This is a genomic window from Streptomyces purpureus, assembly GCF_014648195.1.
Taxonomy (GTDB): domain Bacteria; phylum Actinomycetota; class Actinomycetes; order Streptomycetales; family Streptomycetaceae; genus Streptomyces; species Streptomyces purpureus.
Window position 1 is genome coordinate 299389 of the sequence record NZ_BMQQ01000001.1, and the last position, 18488, is coordinate 317876.

The 18488-nt window shown below is 71.4% G+C and carries 15 protein-coding genes; 8 read left to right on the plus strand and 7 right to left on the minus strand.

Annotated features, from left to right (window positions below; translation table 11 throughout):
* Nucleotides 1–40 precede the first annotated feature (40 nt).
* Nucleotides 41–1054, minus strand: coding sequence for a PP2C family protein-serine/threonine phosphatase (locus tag IEZ01_RS01375; RefSeq protein WP_019890927.1), 1014 nt, complete (start codon nucleotides 1052–1054; stop codon nucleotides 41–43).
* A 456-nt stretch (nucleotides 1055–1510) separates the two neighbouring features.
* On the opposite strand from IEZ01_RS01375, the gene IEZ01_RS01380 reads away from it, so the two are divergent.
* The 8 genes from IEZ01_RS01380 to IEZ01_RS01415 all read left to right on the plus strand — a co-directional run bounded on the left by IEZ01_RS01380 (nucleotide 1511) and on the right by IEZ01_RS01415 (nucleotide 11455).
* Complete coding sequence (locus tag IEZ01_RS01380; protein WP_189199380.1) at nucleotides 1511–1969, plus strand: hypothetical protein; 459 nt, start codon at nucleotides 1511–1513, stop codon at nucleotides 1967–1969.
* A 12-nt stretch (nucleotides 1970–1981) separates the two neighbouring features.
* Nucleotides 1982–4225: a DUF6571 family protein gene (locus tag IEZ01_RS01385; protein ID WP_189199383.1), complete on the plus strand. Its 2244-nt coding sequence runs from the start codon at nucleotides 1982–1984 to the stop codon at nucleotides 4223–4225.
* Nucleotides 4226–4295: 70 nt separating this feature from the next.
* A complete protein-coding gene (locus IEZ01_RS01390) occupies nucleotides 4296–4889 on the plus strand; it encodes a hypothetical protein (protein ID WP_019890930.1) in 594 nt (197 codons plus the stop codon).
* A gap of 218 nt (nucleotides 4890–5107) precedes the next feature.
* Nucleotides 5108–6313: a hypothetical protein gene (locus tag IEZ01_RS01395; protein ID WP_019890931.1), complete on the plus strand. Its 1206-nt coding sequence runs from the start codon at nucleotides 5108–5110 to the stop codon at nucleotides 6311–6313.
* The gene (locus IEZ01_RS01400; protein ID WP_229832582.1) at nucleotides 6310–7455 is read left to right on the plus strand and encodes a hypothetical protein; all 1146 of its coding nucleotides are present in this window, start codon (nucleotides 6310–6312) and stop codon (nucleotides 7453–7455) included. Before IEZ01_RS01395 ends, IEZ01_RS01400 begins: the two co-directional genes overlap by 4 nt.
* A gap of 141 nt (nucleotides 7456–7596) precedes the next feature.
* Nucleotides 7597–8076: a cation:proton antiporter regulatory subunit gene (locus tag IEZ01_RS01405; protein WP_019890933.1), complete on the plus strand. Its 480-nt coding sequence runs from the start codon at nucleotides 7597–7599 to the stop codon at nucleotides 8074–8076.
* A 4-nt stretch (nucleotides 8077–8080) separates the two neighbouring features.
* Nucleotides 8081–9262 (plus strand): cation:proton antiporter, encoded by a 1182-nt coding sequence (locus IEZ01_RS01410; protein WP_019890934.1) that lies wholly within the window; start codon nucleotides 8081–8083, stop codon nucleotides 9260–9262.
* A 123-nt stretch (nucleotides 9263–9385) separates the two neighbouring features.
* On the plus strand, nucleotides 9386–11455 hold the full coding sequence (locus tag IEZ01_RS01415; protein WP_019890937.1) for a SpoIIE family protein phosphatase: 2070 nt from the start codon (nucleotides 9386–9388) through the stop codon (nucleotides 11453–11455).
* A 42-nt stretch (nucleotides 11456–11497) separates the two neighbouring features.
* Here IEZ01_RS01415 and IEZ01_RS01420 read toward each other — a convergent pair whose 3' ends face one another.
* The 6 genes from IEZ01_RS01420 to IEZ01_RS01445 all read right to left on the minus strand — a co-directional run bounded on the left by IEZ01_RS01420 (nucleotide 11498) and on the right by IEZ01_RS01445 (nucleotide 18431).
* On the minus strand, nucleotides 11498–13771 hold the full coding sequence (locus IEZ01_RS01420; RefSeq protein WP_019890938.1) for an MMPL family transporter: 2274 nt from the start codon (nucleotides 13769–13771) through the stop codon (nucleotides 11498–11500).
* Between the two features lie 401 nt (nucleotides 13772–14172).
* Nucleotides 14173–14388, minus strand: coding sequence for a ferredoxin (locus IEZ01_RS01425; protein ID WP_019890939.1), 216 nt, complete (start codon nucleotides 14386–14388; stop codon nucleotides 14173–14175).
* A gap of 4 nt (nucleotides 14389–14392) precedes the next feature.
* The gene (locus IEZ01_RS01430) at nucleotides 14393–15607 is read right to left on the minus strand and encodes a cytochrome P450 (protein ID WP_019890940.1); all 1215 of its coding nucleotides are present in this window, start codon (nucleotides 15605–15607) and stop codon (nucleotides 14393–14395) included.
* Nucleotides 15608–15698: 91 nt separating this feature from the next.
* Entirely contained in the window at nucleotides 15699–16490 is a 792-nt protein-coding gene (locus tag IEZ01_RS01435) for an ABC transporter permease (RefSeq protein WP_019890941.1), read from the minus strand.
* A complete protein-coding gene (locus IEZ01_RS01440) occupies nucleotides 16487–17473 on the minus strand; it encodes an ATP-binding cassette domain-containing protein (protein WP_189199394.1) in 987 nt (328 codons plus the stop codon). Before IEZ01_RS01440 ends, IEZ01_RS01435 begins: the two co-directional genes overlap by 4 nt.
* Nucleotides 17474–17594: 121 nt before the next feature.
* Nucleotides 17595–18431, minus strand: coding sequence for a DUF4097 family beta strand repeat-containing protein (locus IEZ01_RS01445; RefSeq protein ID WP_189199396.1), 837 nt, complete (start codon nucleotides 18429–18431; stop codon nucleotides 17595–17597).
* Nucleotides 18432–18488 lie beyond the last annotated feature (57 nt).

An 18488-nucleotide genomic window follows, 5' to 3' on the forward strand; every position in this document is an offset into this window, starting at 1 on the left:
GACCTTTGTACCGCCTGCCCGGGGGAAGGCCGCGATCGGCTCAGTCCGCCGTCTCGTGCGGGCGGTAGCGCAGCAGCAGCATGGCGGCGTCGTCCCCGAGCGGCCCGCCGGCGTGCGCGACGATGTCGCCGTGCAGGGCGTCGAGGGCGAGCTCCGGGCTGTCGGCCGTCAGCAGATGGAGCCGTGCGGCAAGGGGGTAGAACTCTCCCCGGCCGTCGCGCGCTTCGGTGACGCCGTCCGTGTACAGCAGCAGCTGGTCACCGGGGTGGAACACCGTCCTCAACATCTCGGGCCCCTCCGGACCGTGGAGGCCGAGCCCCAGGGGCAGTGCCCGCTTCTTCGGATCGAGGAACTGTGCCGAGCCGTCCGCGTGAACGAGCAGGGGCGAGGGATGACCGTAGTTGAGCAGAGCCACGGTCCGGTCCTCCCGAATCTCGGCGATCACCGCGGTGACGAATCGCTCCCCACCCAGGGCTCGGTTCATGGCCCGTTCAAGCCGGGTGCTGACGCCCGCGAGATCGGGCTCGTCGTGGGCGGCTTCGCGGAAGGCCCCGAGCACGTCGGCCGCCGTCTCGACCGCGTCGAGCCCCTTGCCCTGGACGTCGCCGACGATGACGCGTACGCCACCGGGCGATGTGACGACCTCGTACAGGTCCCCGCCGATGCGCGCCTCGGCGACCGCGGCCGTGTACGAGACGGCGGCACTCAGCTCGCCGGCGGTCCGGGGCACGGGACGGAGCAGGACCCGCTGTGCCACCTCGGCGATCGAGCGGACACTGGCCAGCTCGGCCTCACGGCGATCACGCATGACGGCCGCGAGCAGGCCGGCGGCGGTGACCCCGGCCACGGAGACCAGCGCCGTCGTACCGCGGCGTCCGGGAAAGAGGCCGTCGTACCAGCCGAGCGCGAGGCACAGCACGAGGGCCAGCGCCCCGATCGCGGCGGTGCGGCGCGGTCCGCCGGTGAGCCCGGCGAAAGCGGGCCCCAGGGCGACCAGCGGCAGCAGACCGACGGTTGGCCCGGCGGTGACGTCGGCGAGCGTGGTGACCGCCATCACGAGGTAGGGCAGAACGGACAGAGCGCGTGTTCCGGCCGGCGGCGGGTTGGACAAGGCACTCCCCGTGGGTCGTTCGGTGGCACCCCGGGCCCGCCCGGCGTCCCCGCTGCGAACCCGACGAAGGTGTCCGGCTACCTTTAGCCTATGCAACGATCCTGTGCGTGGGGGGCTCCTTGCCCCGGGGTTACGGAATCGATTCCGGCGACGACGGATCCGGGTGTCCACCGTGTCGCGGCAGTCACTTGCGACCGCCTCCCCGGCCTCGGGGTCTCCGACGTGCTTCGCGTAGCCGAATCGGGTGGACGGAGTGCCGGCCGGCATCGTTCGCGAATGTGAGGAGGCGGCGGGCTCCGCCGCAAGAAACCGTGCAAATGATCGATCAACTATGGCGGGCTGTCGATCAAGCAGCTAGCTTTGCGTGAGCCAATTTCCCAGGACACGGGGGTGTCGAGGATGTCGTTCGACGACGAGTGGGGCGAGACGAAGGCGTCGGCCATGCGTCTCAACCAGGCCGGCAGTACGGGGGGTTCGGCGCCGAAGCCCGGCTCCGCCAGCTATGTGGTGGAGGACGACGAGCTCGGTGACATCGGCCATGCCGCCTACGGTCTGTTCAACGGCCTGGAGCCCGGCGGCAAGCACGCGGCCGCGGCGAGCGAGACCGCCGGTACGAGCCTGAAGGGCGACGGCTTCGACTCCGGTGCCGCCCTCACCGAGGTGAACCAGACCTGGGAGAAGCAGGTGAAGACCCTCCTCCAGGCATGCGCGCACATCTCCAACCACCTGGATCACACCAAGAAGTCCCGCAAGGAGGACGACGACTGGATCCAGGCCCAGCTGCGCATCGTCGGACCGGTGGTACCCGGGAACGACGGCGCCCTGCCAGCCTCGCAGATAAACAAGTTCTTCCGTTAAGGAGCCGCCGCCATGCCCACCTTCGAGCAGCTCCTCAACGCCAAGTTCGGCCCGCTCGACACCGCGGTCACCCAGTGGACCGAGATGATCACCAAGCTGACCGCACTCCAGACCGACGCCAAGGCCATGAAGTCCAAGGCCGACAAGTCCACCTGGAAGGGCGAGAACGCCAGCATCACCAAGGAGTTCGTCACCAAGACGGCCAAGGAGTTCAGCGACGCCGTCACCGAGGCCGAGTCCGTACGCGACCTCCTCAAAGACGCCGGCACCCTGCTCAAGACCGCTCAGACCGACCTCAAGTCCGCCTACGAGAACCCGCCGCCGGGCATCACCATCCACCCCAACGGCGTGATCAGTCACCGCGTCCACCCCGACCGCCGGTCCAAGGACAGCACCGAGCCCGTCGCCACCGAGGCGCAGTTCGAGGCCCTGCGCGAGAAGCTGGAGGGCATCCTCAAGCGGGCCGCGGAAGCGGACGAGCTGTGCGCCTGGGGCCTGCGCGCCCTGATCAAGAACCACCCCAACGACTTCGGCTCCGCCGATCTCGGCGGCATCGCCGACGCCAAGAAGATGCGCGCGGAGGAGAAGCAGCAGGCCGAGAACGGCCGGGAGGCCGCCAAGCTCTACGCCCGCTGGGAGCACCTCGACGACAAGGAGCGCGAGCGGCTGCTGCAGCTGGCGGAGGGCGGCAAGGACTCGCCGGCCTTCGCCGAGCAGCTGATGACGAACCTCAGCTACCGGGGCCGCGACCAGCAGGAGGCCGTGCTGCTGCTCGCCGGCAGCCTGGAGTCCGGCGGCCGCGACGGCCAGCTCTCCGGCACCGACGCCCGCCTCTACAAGGCCCTGTCCGGCTCGCTCGCCACCGCCACTGGACCTGATTCCTCGATCGGTTCCCCGGGCGGTGTCACGTCCGCCTGGACGGACAAGCTCATCACCACGGCCCGCGACGGCAACGGCCTGTCCAACCGGCACCCCGGCTACATCGGGGGCGGCGCGGCGAGCCTGAAGGACCTCACCGACCTGATGGCGGCCGACGCCGGAGACAAGGCGTACGACCCGAACGACAAGAACGCCTCCCCGTACGACAAGGACAAGGACGACCCGCGTTACAGCGAGGCGTTCCTGACCGAGGTCGGCGACACCATCCGCGAGTGGGAGACGGGCAACGACGACGCCTACGACGGCTACATGAAGAACTGGCAGGGCACCCTGGAGGACCCGATGAAGGGGCTCATGAACGCCATGAGCCGCAACCCCTCCGCCGCCACCCACTACTTCGACCCGAACGCCACGGACAACCTCAAGTACTTCCTGGAGGACCGCAAGTGGCCGGGCGGCGACGTCGAGTTCGAGATGCCCGAGGAGACGCAGCGCACCTCGGCCCGCACCGAGTTCGGCGCCGCTCTGGAAGCCGCGGCCACGGGCCGCGAGCCCGGTAGTCCCCTGCACGGCGTCCCCGCGCACCACGATCGCGCGGAGACCGCGATCTTCGAGCGGATCGCCGCGGAGTACACGGACAAGGACGACCAGAAGAACCAGAGCCCCGTGCCCGTGGCCATGCGCACGAGCATGGGCAACATGATCGGGGACTACGCCTCGGACGTGCACCAGATCCTCGGCAAGAACATGGACGGGCCCACCGACTTCAACAACCTCACGATCGAGCGGGGCGACCTCACCCGCCTCATGCGCGGCGTCGCCGAGGACCCCAAGGCGTTCGCGGTCATGCACCACTCCCAGACCGTGGTCATCGGCGACGGGCTGAGCCGCTTCCCGGAGGACTCGTACCGCAAGGAGGACCCGGAGCTGCGCGCCTGGGTCAAGCAGTCCGCGTCGGTTCTCGGCCACCTCGACGGTGTGCGCGGCGACGTCATATACGACCTCGGCCAGGCGGAGAAGGACGCCAACGGCTGGAACAAGATGATGAACTACCACACCATCGGCGCACCCCTGACGGCCATCCCGATCGTCGGCGACGCGATCCAGCGCTCGGTCGACGTCGGCACGGCCGCGTACATGAACGACCTCAACGCCAAGGTCGACGCGGACACGCGTAACGACATGGTCAACCACTTCGAAAACGGCGAGAACCAGATGTACGCCATGATGCGGAAGATGGCGACGGAGAAGGGCCTCGACCCGAAGACGGAGCTGGACGTCAGCCCGGGCGAATACGAGGACGGCCTCCAGCCGACCGCCGAGCAGTGGTACCAGAACGGCATCCAGGACGCCCAGATGAAGATGGGCCAGCCGTGATGGACAAGAAGTGCAACGCGGCTGTGGTGCGGGAGGCGGCCACCAACCTCGCGCGCAAGGTGGGCTGCTGATGAACAAGAAGTACCTCGTCCTGCCCGCCGTGCTCGTCGTCGCCGCGGCCGTCGTCACGGCGGTCAGCCTCTGGCCCACCGAGGCCAGGAAGCAGCGCGGGCAGAACCTCTGCCTGGGGATGCTGACGCAGAAGACGGCGGGGCTCCTTCAGGACGGCAAGGGCGGGGCCGTCCGCGTCATCGAGGACGACAGCTCGGGGGCCACCGCCAAGTCGGCGGATCCCGTCTTCGACACCACCTGCTTCGTCAATCGGGAGAATTCCGGTTCCGAGGGCAAGGGCGGTATGCGGCTCATGTACACCCTGGACGTGCGCTCCACCAGCACGTTGCACGATGCCCCGGAGGGCTCCACTCTCGTCGGGGCGGGCCGCACGGGCTGGGTGGGCCAGCGGCAGAGCGAGGTCCAGCTGCCGGGCGGGTGCGCGAAGAAGATGAGGAGACCCGACGCGGAGTACATCACGGTCACCCTCAAGATCTCGCCCGTGGCCATCGTCGGACGGGACTGGAACTACGCGTCGCTGATGAAGGATTCGCGCACCACCATCCTCGAGGCCGTGGAGAACCTGACCAAGCAGTACGACTGCGCCGCCTGACCGGCCGCCCGACCGAGGCCGGGTCGCCCGTCGCCGTGGACCTCCGCTGCGGCGGGCGATCGCCCGCGCCATCCTCCCCGCGCGATGACCATCTCGCGGGACGTCCCACTGATCGGTTTCGTAACCACGTGAAGAACAACACCACCGCCCCGGCCGGATCAGCGGCCCAAAGGCGCGGAATACGCGGCATACGGGGCCGCACATGGCTCCTGTACGCAATGGTCGTCGGGACGCTCGCCGCCGTCGTCGCCGGGGTCGCCGTGTGGTTCTCGGCAGGGCGGGCCCAGCAGCGCGCGGCGAATCTGGATCAACTGGAGGGGGCGTGTGCGGGGCTGCTGCCCCGTGAGCAACTGCGGGGCTTCGTGCCGGGGGACAGCGCCGGATTCCGTGAGGAGTACGGCACGATGCTCGACCCGCGCCAGGAGAGCCGGGCGCTGCTGGCCTGCACGCTCTCCTGGGGTGCGGGTAAGTGGGGGCCCGACGCGCTGGTTCGGGTGCGGGCGGAGGCGCTGATCGCGACGCAGGCCGAGGCGGCCGACGCGGGTGACCGGTCCATCGGCGACTTCCCGATGCCCCTCCCGCCCGGCGCGCGGGGCAGTACCGGGGCCGACGACCGCGTCAAAGGCAGCGAGGTGAGCGCGTCGCTGCAGGTGGAGTGTCCTCGCGGGCTGCGCGGGCGGAGCCGGCCGGCCGAGAGGTTCCAGGTCCTGGTGGAGCTGCCGTCGAAGGCGGACAGCGAGTACGACGTCCCCGCCGCCGATCACCTGGCCGCGGCTCGCACGGCGGTCGGCGTCGCCAACTGGGTCCTCGGGCGCCAGAACTGCGGCCGCGAGCCGATCCGTACCGACGCCTCGCCCCGCCCGGTCGAAGGTTCCACGCCGACGAAGCTCTGCGCGTGGTTGGACCCGGACGAGCTGGGATTCGCCGACGATGAGTGGGAGTTCTCCGGGGACGGCACGTACGACCGGCGCGTCGGGTCCTGCGCCGGCCGCATCGCCGGATACGGCGCCCCCGCGAGCATGCCCGTCGTGGGCGTGACGGCCGAGAGCTGGTCGGGCGAATTCGCCCGCGGCGCATACGAGCGCCACGCCTACGCCGGAACCGCCCCCGGACGGCGCGCACCGGCACCCGCCACCCCGACCGGCAGCATGGTGATCAAGGATTCGGGCTCCCCGCCCATGCTGGCCCTGTGGGCCGAGTCGGTGTGTGACGGCGGCCCGAGCTACCACCGGATCGCCGTCACCCCGGCACTCTCCATCGGGGAGAAGAAGGAAGTCGTCGTGGAAGGCGACGACCGCAAGAGGTTCTCGACGGACGCGCGCGCCGCGCTCGACCGCTACCTGGCGGCGTCGGACAGCTGGCCGCAGCGTTCACACTGCCGCGACACCAAGATCCTGGGCGAGGTGGAGCAGTGGCTCCGATGAAGCGACACGTGGCGCGAGCCGGGGCGGGGCTGGGCGCGCTGGCGCTGCTCGCCGGCGGCATCTTCTGCTTCGGCGGCGGCTACGACCGCTGGTCCACCGGACGGCTGCTCACGAACGCGTGTGACGGTGTGCTTCCGGCCGCCGGAGTGCGTTCCGTCCTCGGCGAGCGCCACCTGAAGGCCGACGACGACAGCAAGGGAAGCCTCGACGACACCTCGACCTCCCTGCGGGTGGTGTGCGGCGTCAGCCGGGACACCGAGAAGAACGCCGGCAAGCACGCCGACGACGGATCGGTGACGGTCACCGTCAACGGCGTACCGACCCTCGACCGCGAGGACCGGCGGTACGAGAGCCTCTACCCCACGGTGCGGTCCGGCCTGCCGCCCGCCCCTCTGGGGCAGGGATGGAACGGCGTGTTCAGCGTGGGTGACTCCCACGGTGAGGGCAAAGCCACCACCGCCGTCCTGCTGGACTGCGCCCCGGGCCGCGGCGACCTGCTCGTCACCGTCTCGGTCAACGTGGACGGATACGTCGACGACAGCCCCCTGGACAACCCCGAGCGCCGCACCGCGTTCGTGCGCATCGCCACCGACACGGCCACCAACGCCTCCCGCCGGTGGAACTGCGACGCCGACCTCGGCGAGGCGCTGACCACCGTGCCCCTGCCGGTGAACAAGGACGAGTACGTGGCCCCGGCGGACGCCAAGGGGACCTGCTCCGGCATCACCGCCCGGGGGAAGGCCGTGGCCCGGGCCTGGGAGAGCGAACGCGGCACGGCACCGTTCGAGGAATGCATCCTGGGCAACGCCGAGGGCCACACCACCTACCGGCTCGCCGCGCACTACGGCCCATACACGGAAGGCGCACGCCACGACCACGTCGAGCGCTCGGGGGACCCCGACCCGATCGCGGCCGGGCAGCGGTCGGGTGTCCTGGCCAACGGCAGCTACTGGACCACTGCCACCTGCCCCGGCGGCGGCGAACCGGCGCTCTTCACGCTCGTTCCGTACGACGACAAGGCCAAGCGACCGGAAGCCGACCGGGCGTACGCGCTTTCCGTGCTGAAGGCGTTCGCCGAGCGCTCCGCCGCGGCCCACCGCTGCGCCGCGCCCGCCGCGCCCACGACCACCACCGAACCGTGACCGGGGGAGAACCGGCTTCGTGGGCTCGGGCCATTCCGCCCAGCGCCCACGAAGCGGTCCGGTTCCCACCGAAACCGCCCCCGGTACCCGCTCGGGCCCTCTGTGCGTGCCGCCCGTCCCGTGCGGTTCGACGATGGGTGGATGGACGTCACGGAGGTGCTGCTGCCCGGCGTGGGTTTGCGCTACGAGTTCACGAACCACCGGGGTGAGCGGGTGGGGGTGGTGGCCCGGCGTACGGGCGACTTCGAGCTGGTCGTCTACGGGTCGGAGGATCCGGACGAGGGCCGGCCGCTGATCGAGCTCAACAACGAGGAGGCGGATGCGGTCGCCGAGATCCTGGGCGCCCCGAGGATCGCCGAACGGTTCGCCGACCTGACCAAGGAGGTGCCCGGTCTGGCGTCGGGGCAGGTCGAGGTGCGGGCGGGGAGCGCCTTCGACGGCAGACCGCTGGGTGACACGCGGGCGCGGACACGGACCGGGGCGTCGATCGTCGCGGTGGTCCGGGGCGATGAGGTGATCGCCTCACCCACCCCGCAGGAGCTTCTCCTGGGTGGGGACGTCCTGGTGGTGATCGGTACCCACGAGGGCATCGGGGGCGTGGAACAGATCATCCGGGGCTGAGCGCGTGCGTACGCCGGTCGCGCTGCTGCTGGAGCTGGGCGTGATTCTCGCCGCCCTGAGCATGCTCGGGACACTGGCGAGGCGCTATACGCTCTCGCCGATCCCGCTCTACCTGCTCACCGGACTTGCCGTCGGCGAAGGGGGAATCGCCCCCGTCCCGGCGGCGGGCGCGTTCGTCGAGACCGGCGCCGCGATCGGGGTCATCCTGCTTCTTCTGGTGCTCGGTCTGGAGTTCTCGCTGCCCGAGTTCGCCGCCGGCATGCGCCGGCACGTGCCCTCGGCCCTGGTCGACCTGTTACTGAACGCCGCGCCCGGCGCGGTGGCCGGGTGGTTGCTCGGCATGGACGGGATCGGCATCCTCGCGCTGGCCGGCGCCACGTACATCTCCTCCTCCGGCATCGTGGCCCGCCTGCTGTCGGATCTGCACCGCCTGGGCAACCGTGAGACACCGTCGGTCCTGTCGGTGCTGGTCCTGGAGGACTGCGCCATGGCCCTCTACCTGCCCGTGCTGGCCGTGCTGGCCTCCGGAGGGGCGTGGTGGCAGGCGGCCCTCGGTGTGCTCGCCGCGGCCGGCGCCGTCCTCGTCGCGTTCACCCTCTCCTACAGGTGGGGGCACCACCTCGGCAGGCTCGTCGCCCACCCCGATGCGGAACAGCTGCTGCTACGGGTCCTGGGCCTCACCCTGATCGTCGCGGCGTTGGCCGAGCTCGTGCACGCCTCCGCCGCCGTAGGCGCCTTCCTCGTCGGGCTGACGCTGACCGGGGAGACCGCGACCCGCACGCGGGCCCTGTTCAGCCCCTTGCGTGACCTCTTCGCCGCGGTGTTCTTCCTGGCGATCGGCCTGTCCGTCGACCCCGGCGACCTGGTGGCCGTGCTGCCCGCCGCGCTCGCACTGGCCGCCGTCACGCTCGTCACGAAGGTCGTCACCGGATGGTACGCCGCCTCGCGCGACGGGGTCGGTCGCCGCGGGCGCCGGCGCGCGGGCACCGCACTCGTCGCCCGCGGGGAGTTCTCCCTGGTCATCGTCGGGCTCGTGGGGACCATGCACGACACACTGGGCCCGCTGGTGACCGCGTACGTCTTCGTCCTCGCCATCGCCGGCCCCCTTCTCACCCGCCTGGTCGGCGGTCCTCCCCGCCCCTCCAGGCAGGTGGCCGACCCGCGGAACGGCCTGCCTCAGGGCTAGGAGCCGGGAGGCGCACCCGAGCCGGCCCAGGAGGAGACACGCCCGGGCGACGGGGCGGCGGCGCGGGCCCATACTGGTGGGGACGACGGTCGTGCGGGGTCGTGCACGGAAAGTGCGGCGACGATGGAGCAGGTGCCCTTCGAAGAGGTGACCACCGGCGCAGCCCGGGACGCGGGCGGGTGGCTGGGGGCCTTGCCGGTTGCCGTGGTGGCGACCAGCTCGGACGGGCGGATCGTACGGTGGGACCCTGCCGCCGAGGACCTGCTCGGCTACCCACCCCACGAGGTGCTCGGCCGGCATATCGCCGATCTGCTGCACCCCGACGCGGACCGGAGCCTCGGCCGCTCGCTGTGGGAGAGCGCCGTCACCGGCCGCGGGGTCATGGGGATGGTGACCGCCTGGCACAGCGAGGGGCACCCGCTGGAGCTGGAGATCTGGGCGGCCCCGGTCCCGGCCCGGCACCGGGGCGGGACGACGGTGCTGGTGTTCGCCGCGGATTCCCATGCCGCACGGCGCATCCGTGGATCGTCGGCCGTGTGGGACGGGCTGTTCTCCCGCTCCCCGGTCGGCATCGCGGTGCTCGACACCAAGCTGCGGTTCCTGCGTGTCAATCCCGCACTGGAGGCGATGAACGGGCTCCCGCAGGCCGCGCACATCGGACGCCGCCTGGTGGAGATCCTGCCGGATGTGAACGCCGCGGACATGGAGGGGGCGATGCGGAGGGTCCTGGAAAGCGGGGAACCGGTCCTGGACTCCCGCCGTACCGGCCGCACCCCCGCCGACCCGGACCACGACCGCGTCTGGTCCGGGTCGTACGTTCGCCTGGAGGATGCCGACGGCCGTCCGATCGGCCTGGCCGCATCCCTGATCGACATCACCGTCCAGCAGCAGGCCCAGCTCGAAGCCGAAGCGGGCAGGCGCCACCTCGCTCTGATCAACGAGGCCAGCGTGAAGATCGGCACCACGCTGGACCTGGAGCGCACCGCTCAGGAACTCGCCGACATCGCCGTGCCCGACCTCGCGGACGCCGTCACCGTCGACGTCCTCGACGCCCTGGTGGCGGGAGGCGACCTCGGTCCAGGTCTGGTCGGCGGGGCCGAGCTACGCCGCGTGGGAAAGGCGCCCTCGACCGGCTCACAGGTCGCGACCGTCCTGGCCCCGCTCGGGCACACGCTGACCTTTCCCGCCGCCGCGCCCTACGCCAGGGCCCTCGCCGACCGGCAGCCGTACGTCGTCGCCGACTTCGACGAGCAGACCATCGCCCCGGCGGCCCGTCACCCGGCCGTGCCCGCACGACTGCTGGAGCAGGGGGTGCACTCATTCGTGATGGCGCCGCTGCTGGCCCGCGGCGTGGTGCTCGGGGCCGCCACCTTCTACCGCACCCGCCCCGTGGGGCCGTTCACGGAGAACGAGGTCGCCCTGGCCCGGGAGCTGGCCGCCCGCGCCGCCGTGTGCGTGGACAACGCCCGCCTCTACCACCGCGAACACGACACCGCCGCCGTCCTGCAACGCAGCATGCTGCCCCAGCACATCGCCCCGCCGCCGGGGATCGAGATCGCCCACCGCTACCTGCCCGCCAGCGACGTCAACGAAGTCGGCGGGGACTGGTACGACGTGGTCCCCCTGAAGGGCGGCAGGGCCGCGCTGGTCATCGGCGACGTGATGGGACACGGCACCGCGGCCGCAGCGGTGATGGGACGACTCTCCGCCAGCGTCAGAGCGCTCGCCCGCCTCGACCTCGCGCCCGAAGAGCTGCTGTACCACCTGGAGGCGGCCCTGCAGGACCTCGCCGAACCGATGCTCGCCACCTTCCTCTGCATCGTGGTCGACCCGGCGACCGGCCACTGCCGCATCACACGCGCCGGCCACCCGCCGCCCGCGATCGTCACCGCGGACGGCGCCGCGCGCCTTGTCGACGTGCCGCCCGGTGTCCCGCTGGGCGTGGGTGGTACACGCTTCACCACCACCGATCTCGCCCTGCCACCGGGCAGCCTCCTCGTCCTGTACACCGACGGCCTCATCGAGGCCCGTGGCTGCGACATCGACGAACGCCTCACCGAACTGACCCATGTGCTCGCACAGCCCACGCCGTCCCTGACCGCCCTGTGCGACAGCCTGCTCACGCACCTCGTCCCCACCGCCGCCGACGACGACATCGCCCTGCTCATCGCCCGTATCAGCGCCGGCGGTTGAGCCTTCGCCCGCTGCGTGGGAGTGGCGGGTGGTGGCGGTGCGTCAGCCCACGAGGTGGGTCTCGCGGGCCGAGTGCGCCGCGGGCCGCCGGGTCAGCTTCTCGCCCTCGACGTCGATGTCCGGCAGGAGCCGGTCGAGCCACTTCGGCAGCCACCAGGCGGACCTGCCGAGCAGGGCGAACAGGGCGGGTACGACGGCCATGCGGACGACGAAGGCGTCGAAGAGGACGGCTGCCGCGAGGCCGAAGCCGATCATCTTGACGAAGTCGTTGTCCTCCATGATGAAGCCGGAGAAGACGCTGGTCATGATGATCGCGGCCGCGCCGACCACCCGGCCGCCGTACCGGAAGCCGGTGACGACCGCCTCGCCGGGCCGGGCTCCGTGGACGTACGCCTCACGCATCCGGGACACCAGGAAGACCTCGTAGTCCATGGCGAGGCCGAAGACCACACCGATCATGAAGATCGGCAGGGTGCTCATGACGGGGCCCGGCTGGTCGACGCCGACCAGGCCGGCGAGCCAGCCCCACTGGAAGACGGCCACGACGGCGCCGAGGGCCGCGCCCACCGACAGCAGGAACCCGAGGGCCGCCTTGAGCGGGACCAGCACGGACCGGAAGACCAGCATCAGCAGCAGGAAGGCCAGACCGACGACCAGGCCGAGGTAGGGCAGCAGCGCGTCGTCCAGGGTCTGCGAGAAGTCGATGAACATCGCGGTCTGACCGGCCAACATGATCTCCGTGGCGCCCGTGCGGGATTCGAGACCGCCCGCCATGCCGCGCAGCGTGCGCACCAGCTCCTCGGTCCTGGTGTCCGTCGGACCGGTGCTGGGGACGACGTTGACGAGGGCGGTGTCGCCGGACGGGTTGGTGGTGGCGGGGGAGACGGCGTCGACGCCGTGGACCTCCTTCAGCGCCGTGCGGACCCGCTCCGCCGTCGTCTTCACGTCCTTCGCCTCGACGGTCACCGTCAGCGGCCCGTTGAAGCCGGGCCCGAAGGAGTCCGACAGCATGTCGTACGCCTTGCGCTGGGTGGTGTGCGGCGCCATGGTGCCCTCGCCCGGCAGCCCCAGTTCGAGGCTCGCGGCGGGCACGGCGACCGTGCCCAGGCCGACCACACCGATCAGGAGGACGGCGACGGGGTGGCGCAGCACGAGCCCCGCCCAGCGGGCGCCGAGGTTGGGCCTGCGGCGGGCCGCGCGCTTGTCGGCCTTGCGCTGCTGACGCTTCGACAGAGGCTTGCCGGTGTACTGCTTGCGGTCCCGGCGGGCGAGGACCCTGACGGGGGCGAAGCCGAGGAGCGCCGGGACGAAGGTGATCGCGACGAGTACGGCGACGGCGACCGTGCCGGCCGCGGTCAGGCCCATCTTGGTGAGCATCGGGACGTTCACCACCGCGAGGCCCGCCAGGGCGATGATCACGGTGAGTCCGGCGAAGACGACGGCCGAGCCCGCGGTGCCGACGGCGCGTGCGGCGGCTTCGGCGCGCTCACGCCCCTCGGCGATCTCGGAACGGTAGCGGGAGACGATGAACAGGGCGTAGTCGATGGCCACGGCGAGGCCGATCATCATCGCCAGCGTCGACGTGGTCGACGACAACCCGAGCGTGCTGCCGAGCGCGGTGATGCCGCTGATGCCTATGCCGACGCCGATCAGGGCCGTCAGCAGCGGCATCCCGGCGGCGATCAGGGAGCCGAAGGTGAGGAGGAGGACGACGGCGGAGATGAGGATGCCGATCTGCTCGCCCGTACCGCCCATCGTCTGCTCGATCCTGACGGCGTCGCCGCCCGCCTCGACGACGAGTCCGGTGTCACGGGCCCGCTCCATCGCGTCGTCAAGTCCCTTGCGCGCGGCGTCGGTCAGCTCGGTCGCCTTCGTCTCGTACGTGACGTACGCGTACGTCGTCGTACGGTCGCCGCTCACGGCGTTCGCCGCGAACGGGTCGGGCACGCCGGCGACTTGAGGCGCCTTGGCCACGTCCGCGACGAGCCGGTCGACCTGTGCCTTACGGGTGGGGGAGGTGATCTTCTCGGCGCCGGGGGCGCGGATGACGACGCGGGCGGTGGCGCCGTCCGCGCGAGCGTCCGGGAACTTCCGCTGGAGGAGGTCGAACGCCTTCTGCGACTCCGTGCCCGGCATGGAGAAGGTGTCGGCGGGCGGGGCGGGGGCGGTCGAGGCCGCGAAGCCCGCGCCGAAGAGGGCCAGGAGCCACAGGACGACGACCAGGCCCCGCCTTCGGAAGGCGAAACGGCCCAGATGGGAGAGGAAGGTAGCCACGGTGGGGAAGGTCCTGTCGGTGAGGTGGTGGTGGGTGGGCATAGGGGCCGGGTGGGAGGTGGTCCCGCCGCCGGCGGCACACGTGCGGTGCCGTCGGCGGCGGGACGGTGTTTCCGCGGGCGGGAGAGGCGCTCGGTCGCGCCGGCCGGGGACACCGCCTGGCCGGCCGCCATGGCGTGCGGGCAGGGCCGCATCGGGTGTTTCGGCGGGGACGTTGACGGCGGTGTGCCGGGGCGGGGCGTCGTGCCGACACCGCGGCGGCGCTGCGGGCCGGATCGCGAGGTGCGTCGGGTGTGAACCGCGGTGCCCGGCGCCTGGCGGCGGGGGAGTTGCCCGCCGGGAGTGGAGGTCGCCTCGGGGGCGACGCGCGGGGAGGGGGCCGCGCCTGGGAGGCGGTGGAGGTGCCCGGCTCCGTGAGGGTGATGACGGCGGCGGGGCCGCGCCTAAGGGGCGGTGGAGGTGTCCTGCTCGGTGAGGGTGATGACCGCGGCGGGGCACGCGCCGGCGGCGATACGGACTGCCGCGCGCCGCTCCTGCGGCGGGCGGGTGTTCAGGAGGACGACCAGGCCCTCGTCCTCGTCCTGGTCGAAGATCTCGGGGGCGGTGAGGGCGCACATTCCGGCGCCGATGCACCGGTCGCGGTCGACGCGGACGTCCATGGGATCAGTCCTCGTCCCAGGTGACCGGCAGCCGGTGCACCCCGTAGATGTTCATGTTCGTCCGCAGCGGCACCTCGTCGGCCGGCACGTCCAGGCGCAGCGTGGGGAACCGGCCGAGCAGCGCGGGCAGGGCGACCATCAGCTCGACGCGGGCCAGTTGCTGCCCCAGGCACTGGTGGATGCCGTGCCCGAAGCCCAGATGCCCCGTGGCCTTGCGGTGCAGGTCGAGAACGTCCGGGTCGGGGAACCGCTCCCGGTCGCGGTTGGCGGCCTCCAGCGAGATCGTGACGCTCTCACCGGCCTTGATCATCTGTCCCTCCACTTCGACGTCCTCCAGCGCGGACCTCACGGTGGTGGGGGCGACGGTCAGATACCGCATCAGTTCCTCGACGGCCCGGGGCGCGAGGTCCGGGTCCGTGCGCAGGGCCTCGGCCTGGGCCGGGTTGGTGAGCAGCGCGAACGTCCCGTGGGCGATCATGTTGGCGGTGGTGTCGAGACCGGCGGCGAGCAGGAAGGCGCCGATACCGATCAGTTCCTCGTCGGTGAGGTCGGAGTCGCAGGCCAGGTCGCCGAGCAGGTCGTCGGAGGGGTCGGCGCGCTTGGCGGCGACCAGATGGGCCATGTACTCCTGGAGGGCGGCCATGGCCGCGTACCCCTCCTCGGGCGGCGCGTCCATGGACATGATCGTGTCGGCGTGGCCCTGGAAGCGGTCGCGGTCGGCGTACGGAACGCCGAGCAGCTCGCAGATCACCAGCGCGGGGATGGGCCGGGCGAAGGCCTTCACCAGGTCGGCGCCGGGCCCTCGGTGTTCCAGGGCGTCCAGGTGCTCGGCGGTGATCTCCTCGACGCGGTCGGTGAGTTGGCGCATCCGGCGGACGGTGAACTTCCCCATCAGCAGCCGCCGGTAGCGGGTGTGCTCGGGCGCGTCCATCCCCGTCATGTCCCCGACGGGCGCGGGCGGCAGCGGGCCCTCGGGGCCGCCCGGGAAGGGGTAGTGCAGCAGCTCGTACCGTGAGCTGAAGCGGGGGTCGCCGAGGATCGCACGGACCGCCGGGTATCCGGTGGCCAGCCAGCCGACGTGCCCGTCGGGGTACGTCATCCGGGTCAGCGGCCGCTGCTCGCGCAGCTCCGCGAGGCCGGCGGGCGGGTCGAAGGGGCAGCCGGCGGCGCGCTGCGTCGGAAGCGTAACCGGCTCGGTGAGCGACGGTTCGTGCTGCATGGTGTCCTCCGTGGAGAGTGACGTGCGGTGAACGGTGACCTGTGACGCATGGACGGTGCAGTAGTGCGAAGTGGCATGAGGGAAGCGGCGGTTACCGCTTGGAGGTGCGGCCGAAGGCGGACCGGGACCAGAAGTAGCCGACGAGGGTGAGCCCGACGCACCACGCGACCGCGATGTACCCGCTGTTGCCGATCCCGGTGCCCATCAGCAGGCCGCGCAGGGTCTCGATGGCGGGTGTGAAGGGCTGGTACTCGGCGAACCAGCGCAGTCCGGCCGGCATCGAGTCGGTCGGGACGATGGCGCTGCCGAGGAAGGGCAGGAAGGTCAGCGGCATCGGGGTGTTGCTCGCCGACTCCGGCGTCCTGGACACCAGGCCGATGCCGGCCGAGAGCCAGGTCAGTGCCAGGGCGAGCAGCGTGAGCAGGCCGATCGCGGCGAGCCACTCGACGGCGGAGGCGTCGGGGCGGAAGCCGATGGCGAGCGCGACGCCGATGACCAGGGCGATGGCGATCAGGGTCTGGATGACGCTGCCGAGGACGTGCCCGGTCAGGAACGCGGCGCGGGAGATCGACAGCGTACGGAACCGGTTGACGATGCCCTCGGTCATGTCGACGCAGACGCCGACCGCCGTCGACACCGCCCCGGCGGTCGCGGTCATCAGGATGATGCCGGGCGCGACGTAGTCGATGTACGAGCCGCCGCCGGTCGGCCCGCCGGAGATGCCCGCGCCGAGCGCCCCGCCGAAGGCGTAGTTGAACAGCAGCAGCATCATCACGGGCATGATGACGACGGAGAGGGACATCGCGGGGTAGCGCTGTGCGTGCTTGAGGTTGCGCCGCAGCATCGTCATCGAGTCGCTGACGGCGTACGCGAGGGAGCTCATCGGGCCATCTCCGTGGTGGTGTCGGGGGTGCCGTGACCGGTGAGGGTGAGGAAGACGTCGTCGAGGTCGGGCGTGTGCACGGTCAGGGACTCGGCCCGTACGGCGGCGTCGTCCAGGACGTCGAGTACGGCGCGCAGGGTCGGGATGCTGCCGTCGCTGGGGATCCGCAGCGTCAGCTCCTCCGGATCGCGGGCCGCCGCGCCGAAGTGCCGTGCGGCGGCGTCGAGTTCGGTGAGGTCGGCGAACTGGAGGCGGATGTGCCCGCCGGGTATGAGGCGCTTGAGTTCGTCCGCCGTGCCCTCGGCGACCAGCCTGCCCCGGTCGAGGACGGCGATCCGGTCGGCGAGCTGGTCGGCCTCGTCCAGGTACTGCGTGGTGAGGAAGATGGTCACGCCGTCGGCGACGACGAGGTCGCGGATGATCTCCCACATGGTGCGGCGGCTGCGGGGGTCGAGCCCGGTGGTCGGCTCGTCGAGGAAGATGATCCGCGGGTCGCCGACCAGGGTCATCGCCAGGTCGAGCTTGCGGCGCATCCCGCCGGAGAAGGTGACGACGGGCTTGCGGGCGGCCTCGGTCAGCTCGAACCGGCGCAGCAGTTCGGCGGCCCGCCGCCTGCCCTCCGCGCGGGGGACGTGCTGGAGGTCGGCCATGAGGAGGAGGTTCTCTTCGGCGGTGAGGAGGTTGTCGACCGCGGCGAACTGGCCGGTGACCCCGATGGCGGCGCGTACGCCGTCGGCTTCGCGCGTCAGGTCGCGGCCGGCGACCTGGGCCTGGCCGCCGTCGGCGGCGATGAGCGTGGAGAGGATCTGGACGGTGGTGGTCTTGCCGGCGCCGTTGGGGCCGAGCAGGGCGAAGATGCTGCCCTCGGGAATGGTCAGGTCGATGCCGTCCAGGACGACCTTGTCGCCGTAGGACTTCCGCAGTCCCAGGGCGGAGATCGCCGGCGGGGCCGTGAGGATGGGCGCGGTAGTGGGCGCGGTCATGCGCGGTCACATCTCTCTGTGAGGTGTGACATGTCACCGTGACATGCCACACGGGCCTGATCGTGGTGTGACTTGTGGTGCGAGAGGTGCCTGGTGTGTCTGTCCGGCGGCGGGGGAGGGGTCAGGCGCGTCGGATCACGATGTCGCCGGCGCCGGTGCGGGCGTGGATCTCGACGGTCTCGTCGGAGCTGTCGGGGCTCTCGGCGGCGCCGAGGGAGTTGCGGACGGTGCCGATGCGGCAGTTGACGTCCAGCCAGGCCGCGGTGGACTCGCGGATGCCGACCTCCACGTCGCCCGCGGCGGTCTGGAGCCGCATCACGCCGCGGGCCACCTCGCCGAGGCGGATGGCGCCGTTGGCGGACTTGGCCTCCACGGACCCGTGGGCCACGCCGACCGTGATGTGCCCGTTGGAGGAGTTGGCCTTCAGGTGGTCCGTGATCTCGCCGATCGTGGTGTCGCCGTTGCCGTTCTTGACGGTCGCCGCACCCGTGATGCTGCCGATCTCGGCCCGGCCCATCCCGTGGATCTCGGCGTCACCCACGGCCCGGCCGACACGGATCTCGCCGGTGCCCGTACGCAGGTTCGTGACACCGGTCTCGTCGAGCCGGATGTCGCCGAGCGAGGTCTTGACCCGGCACTCCCCGAGCGGCCCTTCGGAGGTGTAGTCCCCCACGGAGGTGGTGCCCCGCAGGTGGGAGCCGGCGGGCAGTTCGACGGTCACGTCGACCGATCCGTACTTGCCGAACGGCGAGCGCTTCTTCGGCCCCTTCACGGTCAGGACGCCATTGGCGTACGTGACCTTGGTCTGCTGCACCACCCGTACGTCGACCTCCTCGGCGCCGTCGCTCGGCAGCACCTCGACGACCGTGTCCGTGCGCTTGCTCGCGGCGATCCGCACGTTGCCGACCTCGATCTCGACGACCGCGGTGATGGGCTCGGGGGTTTCGAAAGAAGGCATGGCTGTCCCGTCCTCTTGGCTCTGGTGGGTGTTCGCGCGGATGGCGCGGGTGATGCG

Excerpts from the sequence above, each read along its gene's own strand:
- IEZ01_RS01375 (WP_019890927.1), bottom strand. The coding sequence starts at position 1,054 with ATGGCGGTCACCACGCTCGCCGACGTCACCGCCGGGCCAACCGTCGGT.
- IEZ01_RS01380 (WP_189199380.1), top strand. The coding sequence starts at position 1,511 with ATGTCGTTCGACGACGAGTGGGGCGAGACGAAGGCGTCGGCCATGCGT.
- IEZ01_RS01385 (WP_189199383.1), top strand. The coding sequence starts at position 1,982 with ATGCCCACCTTCGAGCAGCTCCTCAACGCCAAGTTCGGCCCGCTCGAC.
- IEZ01_RS01390 (WP_019890930.1), top strand. The coding sequence starts at position 4,296 with ATGAACAAGAAGTACCTCGTCCTGCCCGCCGTGCTCGTCGTCGCCGCG.
- IEZ01_RS01395 (WP_019890931.1), top strand. The coding sequence starts at position 5,108 with ATGGTCGTCGGGACGCTCGCCGCCGTCGTCGCCGGGGTCGCCGTGTGG.
- IEZ01_RS01400 (WP_229832582.1), top strand. The coding sequence starts at position 6,310 with ATGAAGCGACACGTGGCGCGAGCCGGGGCGGGGCTGGGCGCGCTGGCG.
- IEZ01_RS01405 (WP_019890933.1), top strand. The coding sequence starts at position 7,597 with ATGGACGTCACGGAGGTGCTGCTGCCCGGCGTGGGTTTGCGCTACGAG.
- IEZ01_RS01415 (WP_019890937.1), top strand. The coding sequence starts at position 9,386 with ATGGAGCAGGTGCCCTTCGAAGAGGTGACCACCGGCGCAGCCCGGGAC.
- IEZ01_RS01420 (WP_019890938.1), bottom strand. The coding sequence starts at position 13,771 with ATGCCCACCCACCACCACCTCACCGACAGGACCTTCCCCACCGTGGCT.
- IEZ01_RS01425 (WP_019890939.1), bottom strand. The coding sequence starts at position 14,388 with ATGGACGTCCGCGTCGACCGCGACCGGTGCATCGGCGCCGGAATGTGC.
- IEZ01_RS01430 (WP_019890940.1), bottom strand. The coding sequence starts at position 15,607 with ATGCAGCACGAACCGTCGCTCACCGAGCCGGTTACGCTTCCGACGCAG.
- IEZ01_RS01435 (WP_019890941.1), bottom strand. The coding sequence starts at position 16,490 with ATGAGCTCCCTCGCGTACGCCGTCAGCGACTCGATGACGATGCTGCGG.
- IEZ01_RS01440 (WP_189199394.1), bottom strand. The coding sequence starts at position 17,473 with ATGACCGCGCCCACTACCGCGCCCATCCTCACGGCCCCGCCGGCGATC.
- IEZ01_RS01445 (WP_189199396.1), bottom strand. The coding sequence starts at position 18,431 with ATGCCTTCTTTCGAAACCCCCGAGCCCATCACCGCGGTCGTCGAGATC.